Here is a 19,059-nt window from a genome sequence, read left to right as displayed (position 1 = left end):
CGGCGCCGGCCCTGAAGCTCGCGGCTCAGCCCGTGACCGGCCGCGAGACGACCTCCGCCGCGCGTTCCGCCGCGTCCTCGAAGGGCAGGAGCACGAGATCGGCACCACGGGCGCCCAGCGCGTCGGCTTCCTCCGTGGCATGGGCGGTGACGGCGATGCGGCCGCGAAACCGCTGCTCGCGCAGCGCGGCGATCAGGGCCAGTCTGTGATCCTCATGCGTGACCCCGCCCGGATGGAGGGGGATGGCCGAGATCGCCCAGCCTGCCCCGTCCAGCGGGAGCGACGCGATGAACTCCGGGTCGGTCGCGTCGCCGTAGATCGCCTCCTGCCCGGCCTGGCGCGCCGCGCGCACCGCCTCCGGGTCGAAGTCCACACCGAGGACCTTGAGCCCCTTGTCCCGCAGCCGCTGCGCGATGGCGCTGCCGAAGCGGCCGATGCCGAAGATCACCACGTCGGCGTCGGAACTGCGCTCCGCTGCCTCCCCGGCTGCCGCGGCCTCCCGCCAGGGATGGCCGCGCTCGAAGACCCGCAGCGGCTTGTCCACCCACGCCGCGAGGTGGTGCGAGTAGGTGATCATGTAGGTCGAGAGCGCGATGGTCACGAGGCCGACCAGTGTGACGAGCCCGAGCGCCGGCTCCGCGACGTGACCGAGGGCCACGCCCATCGCCATGAAGATCAGGGAGAACTCGCTGATCTGCGCCACCGTCAGCCCGGCGAGCAGGCCGGTGCGCCGGCGGTAGCCCATCGCGCCCATGATGGCGATGACGATGAGCGGATTGCCGACGAGGACGAACAGCGACAGCACGATTGCGGCGCCGACCTGTTCGCCCATCGCGCCGAGATCGAGCCGTGCGCCGAGCGCGATGAAGAAGAACAGCAGCAGGAAGTCGCGCAGGCTGGCCAGCCGTGCCGCGATCGCTTCGCGGAACTGCGTCGAGGCCAGGGACACGCCGGCGAGCAGCCCGCCGAGCTCCTTCCCGAGACCGACATGGTCCGCCACCGCGGCGAGCAGCGCGGCCCAGCCGATGGCGAAGCCGGCCAGCAGCTCCGGGGCCTGGGCCAGTCGGGCGGTCAGGGGCTCCGCGACGAATCGGATGACCAGCGCGACCAGCAGCAGCATCGCCCCGCCGCCCGCGACGACACGCAGAAGGCCCGCCGCCGCGGATGTCTCGCTCGCCCCGGCCGCCATCGCCGAGACCACGACCATCGACAGCACGACGAAGATGTCCTGCACGATCAGGAAGCCGAGCGCGATGCGCCCGTGCAGGCTGTCGATCTCCCGCTTGTCGGAAAGCAGCTTCACGATGATGATCGTGCTCGAGAAGGTCAGGGCGACGGCGACGTAGAGGCTGGTCAGCGCGTCGAGGCCGAGCAGCAGGCAGAGGCCGAAGCCGATCACGGCCGTGAAGGCGACCTGGCCGAGGCCCGTGGCCACGGCGACCGGACCGAGGCTCCGCACCAGCCCGAGATCGAGCTTGAGGCCGACCAGGAACAGCAGGACGGCGATTCCGAGTTCGCTGAGGAGCTGGATGTGCTCGTCCGAGCGCGCCACCCCGAGCACCGCCGGGCCGGCCAGGATCCCGGCGCCGATCAGCCCCACGATGAGCGGCTGGCGCAGCATCAGTGCGACCAGCCCGGCCGCTGCGCCGATCACGAGAAGGGCAGCGACTTCGTAGAACACCGAAGCCGCGATCACGCTCTCCAAGACGAGCAGCCTCCCCGCTTCCCGGTCAGCGCGCCTCGGGCGGCGGCACAGCCAACGCGTCGCAAGGTACGGCGCCGAGGACCTCCGCCGCGGTGCTGCCCATGACGGCACGCCGCAGAAAGCCCGCGCCCGCCGTTCCGACGATCAGCAGATCGGGTCGCAGGCGGGCTGCGAACTCCTTCACCACCGTTGCGGGGCGGCCCATCGCGGTGCGCTGCTCGGGCGGTGTCGACAGACGGAGCCCCGCGACGAAATCGGTGAGGGCGGAGGACGCGGCGCGTGCCGCCTCCGCCTCATGCGCCGCGACGGTGGCGGCCGGCGCGTCGGCGAGCGCCAAGGCCCCCATGCCCGGCGGTTCGAAGGCATGGAGCACCGTCAGCCGCGCCTGTCCCAACAGGCCAAGGCGGATCGCCGTCCGGATGGCGCGCGCCGAATGCTCTGAGAAGTCGGTGGCGGCGAGCGCGTGCCGGTACGCGCCGGATGGCGGCTGATTCACCATCAGGACCGGGAGGTGGCCGTGCCGCATGACCCTCTCCACCGTCGTTCCCGAGAAGATGTCCCTGAGCGCCCTGCGGCGATGCTCGCCGAGGGCGATGAGATCCACCTCCTTCGCATCGGCGACGTGCAGGATGGCCTCGAACGGGTCGCCCTCCTCGATCAGGAGGGACGCCGCGCCGGCGCTCAGTTCGGGGAGCGCCGCCACCTGGTCGCGCAGGACGGCCAATGCCTCCCGCCGCTCCGCCTCGACCAGGCTGCGCGGCTGGTCGTCGTCGATCGCGTGCACGACCAGCAGTTCGGCGCCGGCAGCCTGCGCCAGCATCGCGGCGCGGCGCAGCGCCCGGTCGGACCGGGACGAGAGATCCGTTGCGGCGAGCACCCGCCGCAACGCAGCGTGCTGCAGGGAGCCGGGTCGATGAGCGGGCATGGCGCGTTCCCTCCTTTTCCTCCTCATCCCCGCCGACGTGCCGGCAGGCGGCGACGCAGCGCCTTCTCCCCTTCCAGAAGGAGCATCAGCGCGAGGCCGGCCAGCAGGATCGGCACGCCCTCCGCGATCGGGTCGAGCGGTCGCGTCGCGAAGAGCGCCTGCAGCGGCGGGGCGTAGGTGAAGGCGAGCTGCAGCGCGACCACGGCGCTGACGCCGGCGAGCACCGCGGGCGTGCCGAGCGCGCCGCGCCAGGTGAAGGACGTCTGGTGCTGGTACCGAACGCTGAACAGATAGGCGATCTCGAGCACGACGATGGTGTTCACCGCCATCGTCCGCGCCGCCTCCACCGACATGCCGCGCTGCACGGCCCATTCGAACATCCCGAAGACGCCGACCAGGACCAGCACCGAGACGAGCACGATCCGCCAGGCCAGGAATCCCGTCAGCAGCGGCTGGGAGGCGGGACGCGGGGGGCGCGCCATCGTGTCCGGCTCCGTCGGCTCGAAGGCCAGCGTCAGGGCGAGCGCGACCGAACTGACCATGTTCACCCAGAGGATCTGCACCGGCGTGATCGGCAACTCGGCGCCGAGCAGGATGGCCGCCACGATGCTCAACGCCTCGCCGCCGTTGATCGGCAGCAGGAAGACCACTGTCTTGGCGAGATTGTCGTAGACCGTGCGGCCCTCGCGCACTGCGGCGGCGATGGTGGCGAAGTTGTCGTCGGCCAGCACCACCTCGGCGGCTTCCTTCGCCGCCTCGGTGCCCTTCTTCCCCATGGCGACGCCGACATCCGCACGCTTCAGGGCCGGCGCATCGTTCACGCCGTCGCCCGTCATCGCGACCACGCCGCCATCGGCCTGCAGCGCCTCGACGAGGCGCAGCTTGTGCTCGGGACTGGTGCGGGCGAAGACGTCGCTCTCCATCGCACGCGCCCGCAGGGCGGTGTCGTCGAGCCTGTCGAGTTCCGCCCCCGTGACCACCGAGGCGGCGCCGCGCAGCCCCACCTGCCGGGCGATGGCACCCGCGGTCGCCGCATGGTCGCCGGTGATCATCTTCACGCGGATGCCGGCGGCCTGGCACTCCGCCACGGCCGCGATCGCCTCGTCGCGCGGCGGATCGATGAGCCCGAGCAGCCCGAGCAGAATCAGCCCGCGCTCCACATCGGCCGGCGCCAGCGCCTCGGCGTCGTGCGGCAGGGCGCGCGTGGCGATGGCGAGGACCCGCATCCCGGCGGCCGCGAGCGCCTCGGCGCGGGCCTGCCATGCGGCAGCGTCCAGCGGTTCCGCGCCCGCCGGTCCGAGCTGCTGCGCGCACATGTCCACCAGGCGTTCCGGCGCCCCCTTCACGCAGGCGAAGCCCTGGTCGTGCTCGGCGTGGAGGGTGGCCATGAACCGGTGGCGGGAATCGAAGGGGATCTCGTCGCGGCGCGGATGGCGCAGCCGCACCGTCTCGGGCGGCAGGCCGGCACGCGCGGCAAAGGCGAGCAGCGCGCCCTCCATCGGGTCGCCGGCCACGGTCCAATGCCCGGCCGCCTCCTCGCGCAGCGCCGCGTCGTTGCAGAGCGCGGCGGTGCGCGCGAGAGCCGCGAGCAGCGGTGCGTCGTCCGGGCCGGGCGGCTCGCCGTCCCGCGTCACGCTGCCGTCCGGCGCATAGCCGGACCCGGCGACGTCGAAGCGCCCGACCGCGGTCTCCGCCACCGCCACCGTCATCTCGTTGCGCGTCAGCGTGCCGGTCTTGTCGGAGCAGATCACCGAGACCGCGCCGAGCGTCTCGACGGCGGGCAGGCGCCGCACGATGGCCCGGCGCGCCGCCATGCGGCGGACGCCGATGGCGAGCGTGATGGTCAGCACGGCCGGCAGGCCCTCGGGGATCGCGGCGACGGCGATGCCCACCACGGCCATGAAGGCTTCCTCGGCATCGTAGGCGCGGACCAGCCAGGCGAAGGCGAAGATGGCGGCCGCAAGGCCCAGGATCACCCCGGTCAGCCGGCGCGCGAAGGCGTCCATCTGTCGGAGCAGCGGCGTGGTGAGTTGCTGCACGCCGCCGATCAGCCCGCTGATCCGGCCCAGTTCTGTCGAGGGGCCCGTGGCGACGACCACGCCCATGCCCTGGCCGGCGGCGACCAGGGTGCCGGAAAAGGCCAGCGAGGTGCGGTCGCCGAGCGGGGCGTCCTCTGCGGCGGGAGCGACCGACTTCTCCACCGGCACGGATTCGCCGGTCAGCGCGGCTTCCTCGATGCGCAGGCCGCGGGCGCGGGTGAGGCGGAGGTCGGCGGGCACCCGGTCGCCGGCCTCGAGAAGCACGATGTCGCCGGGCACGAGCTCGGCCGCGTCCACCGTCAGGCGCCTGCCGTCCCGCAGCACGGAAGCGTGCGGGGTCAGCATGTCGCGGATGGCGTCCAGCGCCTGTTCGGCGCGCCCCTCCTGCACGAAGCCGACGATCGCGTTCACCACGACCACGGCCAGGATCACCGCGGTATCGGTGAGATGGCCGAGCAGCGCCGTGACAGCGGCAGCGCCGAGCAGGACGTAGATCAGCAGGTTCGCGAACTGGGCGAGGAAGCGTCGCAGGGCGCTGCGCGGTGCGGCGGCCGGAAGGCGGTTCGGCCCATGCTCCGCCAGGCGCCGGGCGGCCTCGCCGGCCGTCAGCCCCGCCGGGCCGGAACCCAGTCGCTGCAGCGCCGCCTCGGCCGGCAGGATGTGCCATGCCGCGGCGGAGACGGAGCCCGCCGTCGCGATCTCCGCATCCCGCACCTCCGACATCACGGGACGCCGAGCAGGAAACCGGGCGGCTCGCGCAGTTGCATCTGCACGCCCTTCACGCCCGGCAGGGCCTCGGCCAGCACGCGCAGTGCCCGCGGCACGTCCGAGGAGCGGCACCAACCATGGAAGGTGACCACGCCGTCCTCGACCGAGGGGAAGACGAGATGCGCATTGGCCCAGGGCTGCTCGCGCATCGCCCGCTCGACCTCGCGCAGCAGGCGGGCATCGGACACCGCCGCCGCCGGCGCCTTGGCGGGGCCGAAGGCGAGCCCAAGCAGGTCTGCGCGCGAGACGATGCCGACCAGCCGGCCGTCGCGCAGCACCGGCGCTCGCTTGACGCCGCGCTCCTCCATCAGCCGCGCGATTTCCTCAGCCGGCGTGTCCTCCTGCACCGAGACGAGCTCGGTCGTCATCACATCCCCGGCGCGCTGCCCATGCAGCCGCGCGAAGCCCTTCGCGGTGCCGTCCGCGCGGCGGGCCAGCAAGGCGCGCAACCAGCCGCGTGGCCGGCCGGCGGCTTCCCCGGCCACCCGGCGAACCAGGTCGGCCTCGGTCACGATGCCCTGCACCTCGCCGTCCGGGCCAAGCACGGGCACGGCGGAGATCCCCCGGTCGGCCAGCAGATGCGCGACATCCGCGAGGCGCGCCTCCGGCGTCACCGTCACCACCGCGGTCGTCATCAGGTCCTCGGCTCGCATGGCAGATCTCTCCCCCTGCTATCCTGCCGCGCCGGTTCCCCGCCGGCCCGAGGGGCGGGATCACGCCGCAGTGAAGACGGCAACACGATTGCGCTCGGCGTATCACGCCGCACCACGGTGTGCGTTGCGGCGCGTGCCGCGGCGCGTCAGGCGGCGAGCAGCACCGGCATCGGCGGGCCGGCCTCCAGCACGTCGCGCGTCGCGCTGCCTAACACGAGGTTCCGGATCGGGGCATGGCGCACCGCGCCCATGACGAGCAACGCGCCCTCGCCGGCCGTCGCGGCAAGCACTTCGAGGACGCCGCGCCCGTCACGCTGCACGGCGGCGAAGCTTGCCCTTGCGCCATGGCGTGCAAGCAGGTGGCAAAGCTGGATGCCGGACTGGCCCGGCCGAAGCTCCTTGTCGTCGGTGACGGTGACGACGAGCGTCTCCGCCGCCGCCCTCATGAAGGGCAGGGCGCCATGCACCGCGCGCACCGCGGCCGGCGTCGCGTCCCAGGCCACGACGATGCGGGCCGGCGGCACCATCCGCTGCGCCCCGCCTGGGACAAGCAGCACCGGACGCCCGCTGTCGAAGATGGCAGCGCCGATCAGGATGCGCTGCCCCGCGCCGGGCGCGCCCTTCATGGTGAGCAGCCCGAGATCGCTCACGCGCAGATGATCCGCCATCACCTCGCTGGTGCCGTAGGCGAAGCTGCTGCGGGTGCGGACCTCGCACCGGATCCCGCGCCGCTCCGCGGTGGCGCGCACCCGTGCGGCCGCGCCCTCCTCGCGCTCCGCAAGCTCCCAGCTCGGCGTGGAAGCCTCGGCGAGCGCCGTCTCGATGGGAAACACGAGCGCGGTCAGTTGCGCACCGTGGGCTGCTGCGAGGGCGAAAGGAACCTCCAGCGCCGCGTCGAGGACCGCAGGGGCGGCGGGCTCGATATGCGTGGCGATCGTCGTAAGCGTCATTGTTGTCTTTCCCGGCTGGGCCGGCGCGGCAACGTTGCCGAGCGGCCTCTGCACACGCAGATTGGCCCGATCGACGTCCGCCATCATTGATCTTCGTCAATCCGCGCCGAACGACGCTCGACTACGCTCAACTCCGTCACGCGGTGCCAGGACGAGCCAGAGATGCTCACGCGGAAGTTCATGACGGTGCGCGAGGTGGCCGACCTCGCGCAGGTCGGCGAGGCCACCGTTCGCCACTGGATCAAGGCCGGCGACCTGCGCGCCATCGATATCGGGCGCGAATGGCGGATCATCCCGCGGGACCTCGAAGACTTCCTCGAGCGGCACGCCACCTCCGCCGCGCCGGACCGGGGCGTCGCGACCACCGGCGGCGCCTGACCTGCCGCGACGCCCGCCCCGCAACGGATGGCGCCGGACTGCCGCCTTCAGCCTTCGTCGATCTCCGAGCGGGAGCGGCTGCGCCGCTCCTCGGCGAGTGCGGCCTTGGACAGGAGATGCGCCGTGATGGGCGCGGTGATGAAGAGGAACAGCGCCACCGCGAGTTCGCGCAGGCCACCCGTGCCCGCCTCGCCCCCCACATGCAGCAGCGATGCGAGGACGAGCGCGCCGACCCCGAGCGTGGTCGCCTTGGTGGGGCCGTGCAGCCGCATGAAGAAGTCCGGCAGCCGTGCGAGGCCGATCGAGCCGAGCAGGGTGAAGGCCGCGCCGAGCAGCACCAGCACGCTGACGAAGAGATCGAGAAGCATCGCCGCAGCCTATTCGATGATGTCGCCGGAGAGGATGAACTTGCAGAGCGCCACCGTGCCGACGAAGCCCATCATCGCCAGGATCAGCGCAGCCTCGAGATAGAGGACGCTGCCGAGCGCGATGTCGAGCAGCATGACGACCGCGATCGTGTTGATGGAGAGCGTGTCGAGCGCGAGGATCCGGTCCGGTCGGGTCGGGCCGATCGCCATCCGCCAGAGGTTCAGCGCCATGGCGAGCACGACCGCGCCGATGGCGATCGGCAGGACGAGCGTCAGCATCCGAAGATCTCCTTGAGGGGCGTCTCGTAGCGGGCCTTGATCAGCGCGATGGTGGCGGCGGGATCCTCGATGTGCAGGGCGTGCACCTGCAGCACCTGCCGGCCCCGGTCGATGTCCACGGAGACGGTGCCCGGCGTGAGCGACACGATGCTGCCGAGCAGCGTCGAGACGAAGGGATCGGCGATGCCGAGCGGGACGTCCATGAAGGCCGGGCGGAGTCGCTCCGGCGCGCCGAGCACCTGGCGCGCGACGAGCAGGTTGGCCGTGACGATGTCGCCAAGCACGACGCCGAGCAGGCGCAGCGCGACGAGCGGGCGACGCAGCCGGATCTCTCCCGGCCAGAAGCCGCGCGTGGCCAGGGGCAGCGCGACGGCGAGCATGACGCCGATCAGCACCTGTCCCAGGGTCGGCGCCGGCGCGAGGATCAGCCACACGCCGAGGATCAGCAGCGAGAGACCGGGGCGCGGCAGCACTCGGGTCATGGCCGCCGCTCCCGCGGCGCGGCTTCGGGGCCGGGCAGGGCGGCCGCGAGATAGGGCTGGCGCGCCAGGACCTGCTCGGCGACGGCGCGTGCATGCGTCGAGAGCGGTGCGGCGCCGACGACGAGCAGGGGGACGCAGCACAGGGCCACGCCGAGCGCTGCGCCCGGTAGCACCGCGGAGGTCTGCGCAGCCGCCGGCTGATCGGCCCGCTCCCAGAACACCACGCTGCCAGCCCGTGCCATGGCCAGCGCGCCGGCGAACCCGGAGAGGATGAAGGTCACCCACATCGCCGCGCCAGTCGGGCCAGCCGGCGCGGCCGAGAGCAGCATCACCTTGCCGAGGAAGCCGGAGAGCGGGGGAAGGCCGGTGACCGCGATCGCGAGAGCGAGCCACGCGGCGGCATGCCAGCGCCAGCGCTCGGGCCGTGGGGCGTGCACGATCCGGTCGCCGACTTCACCGCGCGCATCGGCGATGCGTCCGACGAGCAGGAACAGAGCGGCGCTGACCAGCGTGGTGTGCGGGAGGTAGTAGAGCATCGCCGCCAGCATCCGCGGCCCGCCCTCCGCCACGGCCGCAGCGAGCATGCCGGTTGAGAGCAGCAGCAGATTCGCCACCATCGCGCCGAGCCGCCGGGCGGCGAGCACGCCAAGCGTCGCGACGACGACGGTGCCGAGCGCCACCGGCATCAGCCAGGGCGCCAGCAGCCCCGCCGTCCAGTCGGCGGCGGGAAACACCGCAGTGGACAGGCGCAGGATCGCGTAGATCCCGACCTTGGTGAGCACCGAGAAGATCGCCGCGACCGGCGCGGTCGCCGCCCCGTAGGCGTGCGGCAGCCAGAGACCGAGCGGCACCAGCGCGGCCTTGAAGGCGAAGACGGCCAGCAGCAGGGCGAAGGCCGCACGCGCCGGGGCGGCGTGCTCCGCCGGCAGCGCGGCGACCCGCCCGGCGAGATCGGCGATGCTGAGCGTGCCGAGCGTGCCGTAGAGCAGCCCGAGCGCGATGAGGAAGACCAGGGATCCCGCCAGGTTCAGCACCACGTAGTGCAGCGCCGCGCGCGCGCGCTCGGGCCCCGCGCCATGCGCCAGCAGCGTGTAGGAGGCAATCAGCATCACCTCGAAGAAGACGAAAAGGTTGAACAGGTCGCCGGTGAGGAAGGCGCCGTTCACGCCGGCGAGCTGGAGCTGGAAGAACGGATGGAAGTGGCGACCCAGGCGGTCCGCGCCGCCGGTCGCGGCCAGAAGCGCCGGCAAGGCGACCGCGGCGGTCACCGCCACCATCGTCGCCGCAAGCCGGTCCGCGACGACGAGGATCCCGAACGGCGCCGGCCAGTTCCCGAGGGCGACCACCCGCACCGCCCCGTCGCCGGTCGTCCAGAGCAGCGCGAGCGCAAGCAGGACCGACAGGCCGGCGGAGCCCAGGCCGATCGTCCGCTGCCCCGCGATGCCGGCGCGGTGCAGCGCGAGCTGCAGGATCGCCGCTGCGAGCGGCACCAGAACGGGCAGCAGCGGCAGGTGCATCATGCCTGGTCGCCCCTGTCGTCCACCTCGTCTGTCCCGCTCTCCCCGACGAGGCGCAGCGAGAGGGCGACGAGGTAGGCCGTGGTGCCGAAGGAGATCACGATGGCGGTCAGCACCAGCGCCTGCGGCAGCGGGTCCGCCGGCGTCGCGCCTGCCGCGACCTCGCCCAGCACGAGCGGCGGCGACGTGGCCGACAGGCGGCCGCCGGCGAAGATGAAGAGATTGGCCGCATAGGAGAGCAGCGCCAGGCCGAGCACGACCGGGAAGGTCCTCTCCCGCAGCAGCAGCCAGACGCCGGCTGCGACCAGCGCACCGATTCCGGTGGCCATGACCAGTTCCATCAGGCGCGCACCTCCTCGGGCATGGCTGAGGCGGGGTTCGCCCTCGGCGGCGGTGCTGCCGCGCGCTCGCGCGTGCTGAGCTTGCCGATCTCGGACAGGATCAGCAGCACCGTCGCAACGACAGTGAGGTAGACGCCGACGTCGAAGAGCATCGCCGAAGCCAGGTGCGTCTTCCCGACCAGCGGGATCGGGACGTAGCCGTGCCAGCTCGTCAGGAACGGCAGCCCGAGCGGCATGCTCGCGAGCCCCGTGACGACGGCGAGGCCGAGGCCCGCGGCGAACAGCCGCAGATGGTCGACCCGCAGGCGGGCGCTGGTCGGCTCGATGCCGACGGCCAGGTACTGCAGGATGAGCGCCACGCCCGTGATCAGCCCCGCGATGAAGCCGCCTCCGGGAAGATTGTGGCCGCGCAGCAGGATGTAGAAGGCGAAGGCCAGCGCCAGCGGCAGCAGCGGCCGCATGAGCATCGCCAGCATGATCGGGTGACGGTCGGCCTCGCTCTCGGCGGAGAGCGCATGCGGCCGCAGCCGCAGGCCATCCAGCAGCGCATGCGCGCCGAGCGCGGCCACGGCCAGCACCGTCACCTCGCCGAGCGTGTCGAAGCTGCGGAAGTCCACCAGGATGACGTTGACCACGTTGGTCCCGCCGCCGCCGTCCACGGCGTTCGCGGTGAACCAGCCGGAGATCGTCTCGAAGGGCCGGGTCATCATGGCGTAGGCGAGCATGCCGACGCCAAGGCCGGCGCCGCCGGCCACAATTCCGTCGAAGAGCCGCCGCCGGCACGGGGCCTCGGCCGGCGCCTCCCCGGGCACGAAACGCAGCGACAGCAGCAGCAGCACGATCGTGACCACCTCGACGGACAGCTGGGTCAGCGCGAGGTCGGGCGCGGAGAAGCGGATGAAGGTCAGCGCGACGATCAGCCCGACGACGCTCAGGAATGCGACGGCGACCAGGCGATTGCGGTGCAGCACCGCGCATCCGACCGCGCCGAAGACGAGCGCGAGCAGCGCCCCATGCGCGGCCGGGTCGGCCGGCGTGGGTGGCAGGCCGCCGTCCAGCCGCGCCGGTCCCGCGCCGAGAAACCCGGCCAGGCCGAGCGCGCCAGCGCCGCCGAGCAGATACAGCGTGTAGCGCCTGAGGCTGCGCGGGTCCGCGACGCCGAGCGCGGCACGGGCCGCCACGACGGCGCCGTTGAACACGCGCTCGAAGGCGGCCGGCCCCGCGACGTTCGGCGCGTAGCGGTCGTGCAGTTCGAACAGGACGCCGCGGAAGAGATACCAGACGATGCCGCCCGCCGTGGCCGCCATGCTCAGCACCAGCGGCAGGTTGAAGCCGTGCCAGATCACCAGCTTGTAGGCCGGAGGCTCCGCGCCGAGCGCGGCCGCCGATGCGGTCCACAGGATCGCGCCCACCGCGAATTGCGGAACGAGCCCCACCACCAGACAGAGCGCCGCCAGGATGCCGGCCGGCAGGCTGATCCAGCCCGGCGGCTCTTGCGGCACCCGCGGCAGGTCCACCGGCTCACCGTTGAAGAACACGTCGTGCACGAAGCGGATGGAGTACGCGACAGACAGGATGCCCGCGAAGGTTGCGAAGACGGGCAGCACATACGCATAGCCTCCGAGGGCGCCGGCCTCGACCGCCTCGGTGAAGAACATCTCCTTGCTGAGGAAGCCGTTCAGCAGCGGCACGCCGGCCATCGCGCCGGCGGCGACCATCCCAAGCACGGCGGTGCGCGGCATCACGCGGAACAGGCCGTTGATCCGGCGCATGTCGCGCGTGCCGCATTCGTGGTCGATGATCCCGGCCGCCATGAACAGCGACGCCTTGAAGATGGCGTGATTGATCACGTGGAACACCGCCGCGACGGTGCTGAGCGGCGATTCCATCCCGATCAGGAAGGTGATCAGTCCGAGATGGCTGACGGTCGAATAGGCGAGCAGCCCCTTCAGGTCGTGCTTCAGCAGCGCGACATAGGCGCCGTAGGCGAGCGTGACCGCGCCGGTCAGGGTGACGAGCAGGAACCATTGCTCCGTTCCCGACAGCGCGGGGTAGAGCCGCAGCAGCAGGAAGACGCCCGCCTTCACCATGGTCGCGGAGTGCAGATAGGCGCTCACCGGCGTGGGGGCCGCCATCGCGTTCGGCAGCCAGAAATGGAACGGGAACTGCGCCGACTTGGTGAAGGCGCCCAGCAGCACGAGCACCAGCGTCAGGGAGTAGAGCGGGTGCTGCTGGATCGCCTCGCCCGCCGCCAGCACGGCCGACAGCTCGAAGCTGCCCACCATGTGGCCGAGGAGCAGCACGCCGGCCAGCAGGGCAAGCCCGCCGCCGCCGGTCACGGCGAGCGCCATCCGCGCGGCGATCCGCGCCTCGACCGAGTCGTGCTTGTAGGCGATGAGCAGGAACGAGGTGATCGAGGTGATCTCCCAGAAGACCACCATGAGCAACAGGTTCTCCGAGAGCACGACGCCGAGCATCGCGCCGGCGAAGGCGAGCAGCGTACCGAACAGCCTGCCGAGCCCGTCCTGCTGCGGCATGTAGTAGGCGCCGTAGAGGATCACGAGCTGCCCGATGCCGAGGATCAGGATCGCGAAGAGCAGCCCGAGGCCGTCCATGCGGAATGCGAGGTCGAGCCCCCATTCCGGCAGCCAGGCCAGGCGGAATACTGCGACATCCCCGGCCAGGGCGCGCGGCGCCAGCGGGACGAGCAGCAGTGCCGCGAGGGCAAGGGCGCCAGACGCGCACCACGCCGCAGCGGAACGGCCGAGCCGGGCGGCCACGGCCGGCACCGCGCCACCTGCCAGCAGCAGGGCAAGGACGGACAGGGGCAGCAGCAGCGACATCAAACCTCGGCCTGCCAGATGCCGCCGTACCGCTGGGCCGCCAGGGTCCAGAGGTGCAGGCGGGCGGCTCGGCGCGCTTTGGTCATGTCTGCCCCTGTCCCTTGTCGTCGTCCGGCGCCTGTCCGAACGGATCCGGGCGCATCTCGTTTGCAGGCCGCAGATCCCGCCAGGCTGTTGCGGTTCCGACGTCTCAGCCGAGCTTACGGGCGAATGTCGGGTCCGCGCACTGTCCAATGGGTGCGGCAGCCTTGCCGCGGCTTCGCGTCAAGGCTCTCGGACTTCGACGGCTTTCCGGATGTGAGGCCAGCCAGAAGGGGGCGGCGGAGCGGGCGCCTGGGCGAAGCCCTCGGCAGAGCCAGACGGGGTAGACCCCCGTGCGTGACGCGCGGATGGGGCGCTCTCGATGCCGGCGCTCCCCATCCGAATGCACTGGCGGACCCGACACGATTCGAACGTGCGACCTTTGCCTTCGGAGGGCAACGCTCTATCCAGCTGAGCTACGGGTCCATCCCGCCCTGCATACCCAAAGCGCGCAGCCAGCGAAAGCCCTTGGCGTTTCCGTGCGAGCCCGGCCTTCGCTACCCTGGCGCCTGCACGCGGCCAGGCAGACCGGACACCACATGACCGACGCCCCAGCACCCGGGTCCAACGAGGCCCGCAGCCTGCTCCAGGCGCTCTACAAGGAGATGGCGCCGCAGCACCTGTTTCCCCTCTGGGAGGTGCTGCACGCCCTCGTGACGCCGAAGCCGACCTCGCCGGTCCAGCCGCATCTCTGGCAGTACGACGCCGCCCGGGCCCATCTGCTGCGCGCCGGCGACCTGATCTCGGCCGAGCAGGCGGAGCGGCGCGTGCTGATCCTGGAGAATCCCGGCATGCCGGGCAGTTCCGCCGTCACCACGAGCCTCTATGCCGGTCTGCAGCTGATCCTCCCCGGCGAGGTCGCGCCCTGCCACCGCCACACGCAATGCGCGCTCCGCTTCGTGATGGAGGGCGACGGCGCCTTCACCGCGCTCGATGGCGAGAAGGCGATCATGCGGCCCTTCGACCTGGTCCTCACGCCGAACTGGCAATGGCACGACCATGGCAACACGAGCGGACAGCCGATGATCTGGCTCGACGGGCTCGATATCCCGACGGTCCGCTTCTACGCGGCGAGCTTCGCCGAGCGCCTGCCGGACGGCGCCATGGCGCATCCCGAGACGGCGCCGGCCGGCGACACGCTGGCGCGCTACGGTCGCAACCTGCGGCCCTTCGCGGGCACCACCGCGGCGCGGCGTCCGTCCAGGCTGCCCCTGTTCCACTACCCCTATGCCGAATGGCGCGAGAGCCTCGCTGCGATGGCGCGCGGCGCCGATCCCGACCCGCATCTCGGCCACGCGCTGGAGTTCGTGAACCCGGCCGATGGCGGGCCGGTCATGCCGACCATCGCCGCGCATGTCCGCCTGCTGCCGAAAGGCTTCGCCACGCGGCCGCGCCGCGCCACGGATGCGACGGTCTTCGTGGTGGTGGAGGGCGAAGGCCGCGCGCGCATCGGTGACCGCGAGATGACGCTCGCGCCGCGCGATCTCTTCGTCGTGCCGTCGTGGGAGAGCCTGACGCTCGAGGCGGCAGGCGATCTCGTGCTGTTCGGCTATTCCGATGCGGCCGCGCAGCAGAAGCTCGGCCTGTGGCGGGAGGCGCGGGAGTAGCCGAGGCCGCTCCCGCGCAACCTGGTCAGCGGCGCAGGCCGAGGCGGCCGATCAGGGCCTCGTAGCGCGACGCGTCCTTCTTCTTCAGGTAGTCGAGAAGCCCGCGGCGCTGGCCGACCAGCACGAGCAGGCCGCGCCGGCTGTGGAAGTCCTTCGGGTGCGCCTTCAGGTGCTCGGTCAGGCCGGAGATCCGGTCGGAGAGCAGGGCGACCTGCACTTCCGGGCTGCCGGTGTCGCCGGGCTGGCGGGCATAGTCCTTGATGATCTGGGCGCGGCGGTCGGTGCCCGCCTCGGTCGTCGTCGACATCGCGTGTCCTTCGCGTATCAGGGTTGCTCACCCCCGGCCGCCGCGCGCTCTCCGGTGAGCAGCCGCTCGGGCTGCATCCATCCGTCCTCGAGCCGGCAGAGGCCGATCAGGCGCCCCCCCGCCATCGCACGCACCAGGCCCCCGTTGGGGTCGGCGGCGTCCGGAACCCGACCCATCAGGTCCACCAGGCTGATCGCCTGGCCCTGGAAGAGGCGGGCGGCCTCGCTCTCGGTGACGGCCAGTGCCGGGATGTCGGCCAGCGCGGTCAGCACCGGAAGCAGGAGGTCCGGGGAAGGGGGCGGGGTATCGCCCGAACCGAGCAGCCTGTCCAGCGGGATTCCGTGCTCCTCCAGGAAGGGGCCGACCCGCAGCCGGCGCAGGGCGGCGATGTGGCCCACCGTGCCGCAGGCGCGCGCCAGGTCGCGGGCGAGGCTCCGCATGTAGACGCCCTTGCCCGACTGAACGTGGAAGATGGCGGTGTCGGCATCCGGCCGCTCCACCAGCTCGAAGCGGTCCACGCGGGCGGGGCGCGGCGCGATCTCCACCGCCTGGCCCTCGCGCGCCAGGTCATAGGCGCGCTCGCCGCCGATCTTGATGGCGGAATAGGCGGGCGGCACCTGCATGATGTCGCCGCGGAAGGCCGGCAGCGCCGCCTCGATCTGCGCGTCGGTGGGGCGGGCGTCGGAGGTCTCCGTCACCTGCCCGTCGGCGTCGTCGGTGTCGCGCGCCTCGCCGAACTTCAGCGTGAAGCGGTAGGTCTTGGTGCCGTCCATCACATAGGGGACGGTCTTGGTCGCGGCGCCGAAGGCGACCGGCAGCAGCCCGGTCGCGAGCGGGTCGAGCGTGCCGCCATGCCCCGCCTTCTGGGCATCGAACAGCCGCTTCACCTTGTTGACGACGTCGGTCGAGCCGATGCCGGAGGGCTTGTCCACGATCAGCCAGCCATCCAGCGGCCGGCCCTTCGGCTTGCGATGCGGCCTGCGATGGCCGCCGGGGCGGTGGCCCCCCTTACGTTCACTCATCACGCGCTCCGGAAGAGCGCGCGGGCTAGCACGGAATGCGGGGCGGTTCACCCTGCAGCGGGCGCATGCGGCCCCGCGCCGGCCGCCTCGCTGCGCGCCCGGCGACCTGCGGCATCAGCCGGCCGCGTCGTCCTCGGGCGTTTCGCGCGCGGGGCTGAGGTCGCGCTGCACCTCGGGCCGCTTCAGCACGGCGTCGATCTTCATGGCGTAGTCGAGTGCGGTGTCGGGCTGGAAATGCAGCTCGGGGGCGAATTTCAGCCGCACGGCATGCGCCACCTGCTTGCGCAGGAAGGGCGAGACGCGGCGCAGCCCGGCGAACTGCTCCTTCGTCAGGTCGCGCCCGAGGCCGCTGACGAAGGCCGTCATGTGCTTGAGGTCGGGCGAGGCGCGGACCTCGGTGACGGTCACATGCAGGTCGTGCAGGTCGGGGTCGCGGAACTCCTCGCGCGCGAAGACGGCGGAGAGCGCATGGCGCACCTCCTCCGCGACGCGGAGCTGGCGCTGGCTGGGGCCGAGCGCGTCGCCGCCCTTGCGATCGTTCTTGCGGGCCATGCTCGGGCCTCCTTCAACGCGAAGGGGCGCGGTCCTGCGACCGCGCCCCCTGAAAACCCAACGGGGTGACGCGGCCTAGAGCTCGGCCGCGACGGTTTCCGTCTCGTAGCACTCGATCTGGTCGCCGACGCGGATGTCGTTGTAGTTCGCGAAGCCCATGCCGCATTCGTAGCCGGACGTCACTTCCTTCACGTCATCCTTGAAGCGGCGCAGCGTGCTGAGCTCGCCCTGGTGGATCACCACGCCGTCGCGCAGAAGCCTGACGCCACAACCGCGGCGCACCACGCCCTCCGTCACGCGGCAGCCGGCGACGTTGCCGATGCGCTTGACCTCGAAGACCTGCAGGATCTGCGCGTAGCCGAGGAACTTCTCGCGCTGGATCGGGGCGAGCTTGCCGCGGACCAGCGTCTCGATGTCGTCGGCCACCTGATAGATGATCGAGTAGTAGCGGATGTCGACGCCCTCGCGCTGCGCCAGCTCGCGCGCCTGCGTCGTCGCACGCACGTTGAAGGCGACGATCACCGCGTCGGACGCCTTCGCCAGCTGGACGTCGGATTCGGTGATCTGGCCCACCGCGCTCAGCAGCACGCGGACCTTCACCTCGTCGTTGCCGATCTTGCCGAGGGTGACGGCGATCGCCTCTGCGCTGCCCTGCACGTCCGCCTTGACGACGACCGCGACTTCCTTCTGCGCGCCGGCCTGGATGCGGGCGAGCATGTCGGTCAGGTTGCCGCGCGTGGCGGCCATGGCGGCGACCTGCTTCTCCCGCAGCTTGCGCTGGCGGAAGTCGCTGATCTCGCGGGCGCGCGCCTCGTCCTCCACCGCGACGAAGGTCTCGCCGGCCGCGGGCACGCCCGACAGGCCGAGGATCTCCACCGGCAGCGACGGATCGGCCTCCTTCACCTGGCGGCCCTTGTCGTCGAGCATGGCGCGCACGCGGCCCCATTCGGCGCCGGCCACCACGATGTCGCCCTGGCGCAGCGTGCCGCGCTGGACCAGCACCGTCGCCACCGGACCGCGGCCGCGATCGAGCTTGGACTCGATCACCGTGCCCTCGCCCGCGCGATCCGGGTTGGCACGCAGGTCCAGGATCTCCGCCTGCAGCTGGATCGCCTCGAGCAGCTTGTCGAGGTTGATCTTCTGCGTCGCCGAGACCTCGATCTCCTGCGTCTCGCCGCCCAGGCTCTCCACCACGATCTCGTGCTGCAGAAGTTCCTGCCGCACGCGGTCGGGCTTCACGCCGGGCTTGTCGATCTTGTTGATCGCCACGATTAGCGGCACGTCGGCCGCCTTGGCGTGGCTGATCGCCTCGATCGTCTGCGGCATCACGCCGTCGTCGGCGGCGACCACCAGCACGACCATGTCGGTCACGCCGGCACCGCGGGCGCGCATCGCGGTGAAGGCCTCATGGCCCGGCGTGTCGATGAAGGTCACGCGGTTCCCGTCGGCCATCGCAACCTGGTAGGCGCCGATGTGCTGGGTGATGCCGCCGGCCTCGTGGGCGGCGACGTCGGCCTTGCGCAGCGCATCGAGCAGGCTCGTCTTGCCGTGGTCGACATGGCCCATGATGGTGACGACGGGCGGGCGGGGCTGCAGCGCCTCGGCCTCGTCCTCGGTCCCCTCCAGGCCGATCTCCACGTCGCCTTCCGCGACGCGCCGGACGCGGTGGCCGAACTCCTGCACCACCAGCTCGGCCGTGTCGGCGTCGATGGTCTGGGTCAGCGTCGCCATCACGCCCATGCGGAACAGCGCCTTCACCACCTCGCCGCCGCGGGCGGCCATGCGGTTGGCGAGCTCCTGCACCGTGATGCTCTCGGGGACCACCACGTCGCGCACCACGCGCTCCTGGCCGGCGCGGAGGCGAGCGAGTTCCTGCTGACGCCGCTCGCGCTCCCGTGCGCGGCGCATCGAGGCGATCGAACGGACCTTCTCGTCCTCGCCCTCGATCGCGGCGCCGACGTCGATCCGGCCTTCGCGGCGGTTCAGCGCGCCGCTGAGCGTGCTCTTCTTGGGCGGCACCGGGGCGCCGCCCTTCTTGGCGTCGGGGCCGAGGCTGCGGCGATCGTCGTCGCGCCCGGTGCGTGGGCGGAGCGTCAGGCGCGAGGGCGTGTCGGTGGGCGGCACGATCGGCAGGCCGGCAGACGGACCGCCGGGTCGGCGCGGACCGCCGAAGCCAGTCGGGACCGGGCCCGGACGACCGCTGCGCAGCGGCGCGCCACCGGGGCCGCCGGGACCGCCGGGG

Annotated in this window: 17 protein-coding genes and 1 tRNA gene; 2 read left to right on the top strand and 16 right to left on the bottom strand. The window is 72.0% G+C overall.

Annotation, left to right across the window (positions count from 1 at the left end; genetic code table 11):
• Positions 1–25 precede the first annotated feature (25 nt).
• The 5 genes from L2I40_RS03525 to L2I40_RS03505 form a co-directional block, all read right to left on the bottom strand.
• Entirely contained in the window at positions 26–1,696 is a 1,671-nt protein-coding gene (locus L2I40_RS03525) for a cation:proton antiporter (RefSeq protein ID WP_237213492.1), read from the bottom strand.
• Between the two features lie 34 nt (positions 1,697–1,730).
• Positions 1,731–2,630, bottom strand: a complete 900-nt coding sequence (locus L2I40_RS03520; RefSeq protein ID WP_237213483.1) for a universal stress protein — start codon at positions 2,628–2,630, stop codon at positions 1,731–1,733.
• 23 nt (positions 2,631–2,653) lie between these two features.
• Positions 2,654–5,392, bottom strand: coding sequence for a cation-transporting P-type ATPase (locus L2I40_RS03515; protein WP_237213482.1), 2,739 nt, complete (start codon positions 5,390–5,392; stop codon positions 2,654–2,656).
• Entirely contained in the window at positions 5,392–6,090 is a 699-nt protein-coding gene (locus L2I40_RS03510; protein ID WP_237213481.1) for a CBS domain-containing protein, read from the bottom strand. Before L2I40_RS03510 ends, L2I40_RS03515 begins: the two co-directional genes overlap by 1 nt.
• 146 nt (positions 6,091–6,236) lie before the next feature.
• A complete protein-coding gene (locus L2I40_RS03505) occupies positions 6,237–7,040 on the bottom strand; it encodes a universal stress protein (RefSeq protein WP_237213480.1) in 804 nt (267 codons plus the stop codon).
• Between the two features lie 162 nt (positions 7,041–7,202).
• Between L2I40_RS03505 and L2I40_RS03500 the strand changes: the two genes are divergently transcribed.
• A complete protein-coding gene (locus L2I40_RS03500; protein ID WP_237213479.1) occupies positions 7,203–7,418 on the top strand; it encodes a helix-turn-helix domain-containing protein in 216 nt (71 codons plus the stop codon).
• Between the two features lie 47 nt (positions 7,419–7,465).
• On the opposite strand, the gene L2I40_RS03495 is transcribed toward L2I40_RS03500, so the two are convergent.
• The 7 genes from L2I40_RS03495 to L2I40_RS03465 form a co-directional block, all read right to left on the bottom strand.
• Positions 7,466–7,786, bottom strand: coding sequence for a Na+/H+ antiporter subunit G (locus L2I40_RS03495; protein WP_237213478.1), 321 nt, complete (start codon positions 7,784–7,786; stop codon positions 7,466–7,468).
• Positions 7,787–7,795: 9 nt separating this feature from the next.
• The gene (locus L2I40_RS03490; protein ID WP_237213477.1) at positions 7,796–8,065 is read right to left on the bottom strand and encodes a K+/H+ antiporter subunit F; all 270 of its coding nucleotides are present in this window, start codon (positions 8,063–8,065) and stop codon (positions 7,796–7,798) included.
• The gene (locus L2I40_RS03485) at positions 8,059–8,547 is read right to left on the bottom strand and encodes a Na+/H+ antiporter subunit E (protein WP_237213476.1); all 489 of its coding nucleotides are present in this window, start codon (positions 8,545–8,547) and stop codon (positions 8,059–8,061) included. The genes L2I40_RS03490 and L2I40_RS03485 overlap by 7 nt, the downstream gene beginning before the upstream one ends.
• Positions 8,544–10,067: a monovalent cation/H+ antiporter subunit D gene (locus tag L2I40_RS03480; protein WP_237213475.1), complete on the bottom strand. Its 1,524-nt coding sequence runs from the start codon at positions 10,065–10,067 to the stop codon at positions 8,544–8,546. The genes L2I40_RS03485 and L2I40_RS03480 overlap by 4 nt, the downstream gene beginning before the upstream one ends.
• Positions 10,064–10,405, bottom strand: coding sequence for a Na+/H+ antiporter subunit C (locus tag L2I40_RS03475; RefSeq protein ID WP_237213474.1), 342 nt, complete (start codon positions 10,403–10,405; stop codon positions 10,064–10,066). The genes L2I40_RS03480 and L2I40_RS03475 overlap by 4 nt, the downstream gene beginning before the upstream one ends.
• Positions 10,405–13,248: a monovalent cation/H+ antiporter subunit A gene (locus L2I40_RS03470; protein ID WP_237213473.1), complete on the bottom strand. Its 2,844-nt coding sequence runs from the start codon at positions 13,246–13,248 to the stop codon at positions 10,405–10,407. The genes L2I40_RS03475 and L2I40_RS03470 overlap by 1 nt, the downstream gene beginning before the upstream one ends.
• Positions 13,249–13,678: 430 nt before the next feature.
• Positions 13,679–13,755 (bottom strand) — tRNA-Arg (locus tag L2I40_RS03465).
• Between the two features lie 113 nt (positions 13,756–13,868).
• Here L2I40_RS03465 and gtdA point away from each other — a divergent pair.
• Positions 13,869–14,936, top strand: coding sequence for a gentisate 1,2-dioxygenase (gtdA, locus tag L2I40_RS03460; protein ID WP_237213472.1), 1,068 nt, complete (start codon positions 13,869–13,871; stop codon positions 14,934–14,936).
• A 25-nt stretch (positions 14,937–14,961) separates the two neighbouring features.
• Here gtdA and rpsO read toward each other — a convergent pair whose 3' ends face one another.
• The 4 genes from rpsO to infB form a co-directional block, all read right to left on the bottom strand.
• A complete protein-coding gene (gene rpsO, locus L2I40_RS03455) occupies positions 14,962–15,243 on the bottom strand; it encodes a 30S ribosomal protein S15 (RefSeq protein ID WP_237213471.1) in 282 nt (93 codons plus the stop codon).
• Positions 15,244–15,260: 17 nt separating this feature from the next.
• Complete coding sequence (gene truB / locus L2I40_RS03450; RefSeq protein WP_237213470.1) at positions 15,261–16,265, bottom strand: tRNA pseudouridine(55) synthase TruB; 1,005 nt, start codon at positions 16,263–16,265, stop codon at positions 15,261–15,263.
• Between the two features lie 114 nt (positions 16,266–16,379).
• The gene (rbfA, locus tag L2I40_RS03445; protein ID WP_237213469.1) at positions 16,380–16,817 is read right to left on the bottom strand and encodes a 30S ribosome-binding factor RbfA; all 438 of its coding nucleotides are present in this window, start codon (positions 16,815–16,817) and stop codon (positions 16,380–16,382) included.
• Between the two features lie 75 nt (positions 16,818–16,892).
• The gene (gene infB, locus L2I40_RS03440; protein WP_372491003.1) at positions 16,893–19,025 is read right to left on the bottom strand and encodes a translation initiation factor IF-2; all 2,133 of its coding nucleotides are present in this window, start codon (positions 19,023–19,025) and stop codon (positions 16,893–16,895) included.
• Positions 19,026–19,059 lie beyond the last annotated feature (34 nt).

Source organism: Falsiroseomonas oryziterrae, from assembly GCF_021864505.1.
Classification (GTDB): domain Bacteria; phylum Pseudomonadota; class Alphaproteobacteria; order Acetobacterales; family Acetobacteraceae; genus Falsiroseomonas; species Falsiroseomonas oryziterrae.
The sequence above is the reverse complement of the archived record's forward strand: the minus strand, read 5'-3'. Positions and strand labels throughout refer to the sequence as shown.

Bases quoted from the DNA above. Each gene is read 5' to 3' on its own strand.
- L2I40_RS03510 (WP_237213481.1), bottom strand. From the start codon at position 6,090: ATGCGAGCCGAGGACCTGATGACGACCGCGGTGGTGACGGTGACGCCG.
- L2I40_RS03470 (WP_237213473.1), bottom strand. From the start codon at position 13,248: ATGTCGCTGCTGCTGCCCCTGTCCGTCCTTGCCCTGCTGCTGGCAGGT.
- L2I40_RS03505 (WP_237213480.1), bottom strand. From the start codon at position 7,040: ATGACGCTTACGACGATCGCCACGCATATCGAGCCCGCCGCCCCTGCG.
- L2I40_RS03475 (WP_237213474.1), bottom strand. From the start codon at position 10,405: ATGGAACTGGTCATGGCCACCGGAATCGGTGCGCTGGTCGCAGCCGGC.
- L2I40_RS03485 (WP_237213476.1), bottom strand. From the start codon at position 8,547: ATGACCCGAGTGCTGCCGCGCCCCGGTCTCTCGCTGCTGATCCTCGGC.
- L2I40_RS03480 (WP_237213475.1), bottom strand. From the start codon at position 10,067: ATGATGCACCTGCCGCTGCTGCCCGTTCTGGTGCCGCTCGCAGCGGCG.
- L2I40_RS03515 (WP_237213482.1), bottom strand. From the start codon at position 5,392: ATGTCGGAGGTGCGGGATGCGGAGATCGCGACGGCGGGCTCCGTCTCC.
- L2I40_RS03520 (WP_237213483.1), bottom strand. From the start codon at position 2,630: ATGCCCGCTCATCGACCCGGCTCCCTGCAGCACGCTGCGTTGCGGCGG.
- truB (WP_237213470.1), bottom strand. From the start codon at position 16,265: ATGAGTGAACGTAAGGGGGGCCACCGCCCCGGCGGCCATCGCAGGCCG.
- rbfA (WP_237213469.1), bottom strand. From the start codon at position 16,817: ATGGCCCGCAAGAACGATCGCAAGGGCGGCGACGCGCTCGGCCCCAGC.
- L2I40_RS03495 (WP_237213478.1), bottom strand. From the start codon at position 7,786: ATGCTTCTCGATCTCTTCGTCAGCGTGCTGGTGCTGCTCGGCGCGGCC.
- L2I40_RS03500 (WP_237213479.1), top strand. From the start codon at position 7,203: ATGCTCACGCGGAAGTTCATGACGGTGCGCGAGGTGGCCGACCTCGCG.
- gtdA (WP_237213472.1), top strand. From the start codon at position 13,869: ATGACCGACGCCCCAGCACCCGGGTCCAACGAGGCCCGCAGCCTGCTC.
- rpsO (WP_237213471.1), bottom strand. From the start codon at position 15,243: ATGTCGACGACGACCGAGGCGGGCACCGACCGCCGCGCCCAGATCATC.
- L2I40_RS03490 (WP_237213477.1), bottom strand. From the start codon at position 8,065: ATGCTGACGCTCGTCCTGCCGATCGCCATCGGCGCGGTCGTGCTCGCC.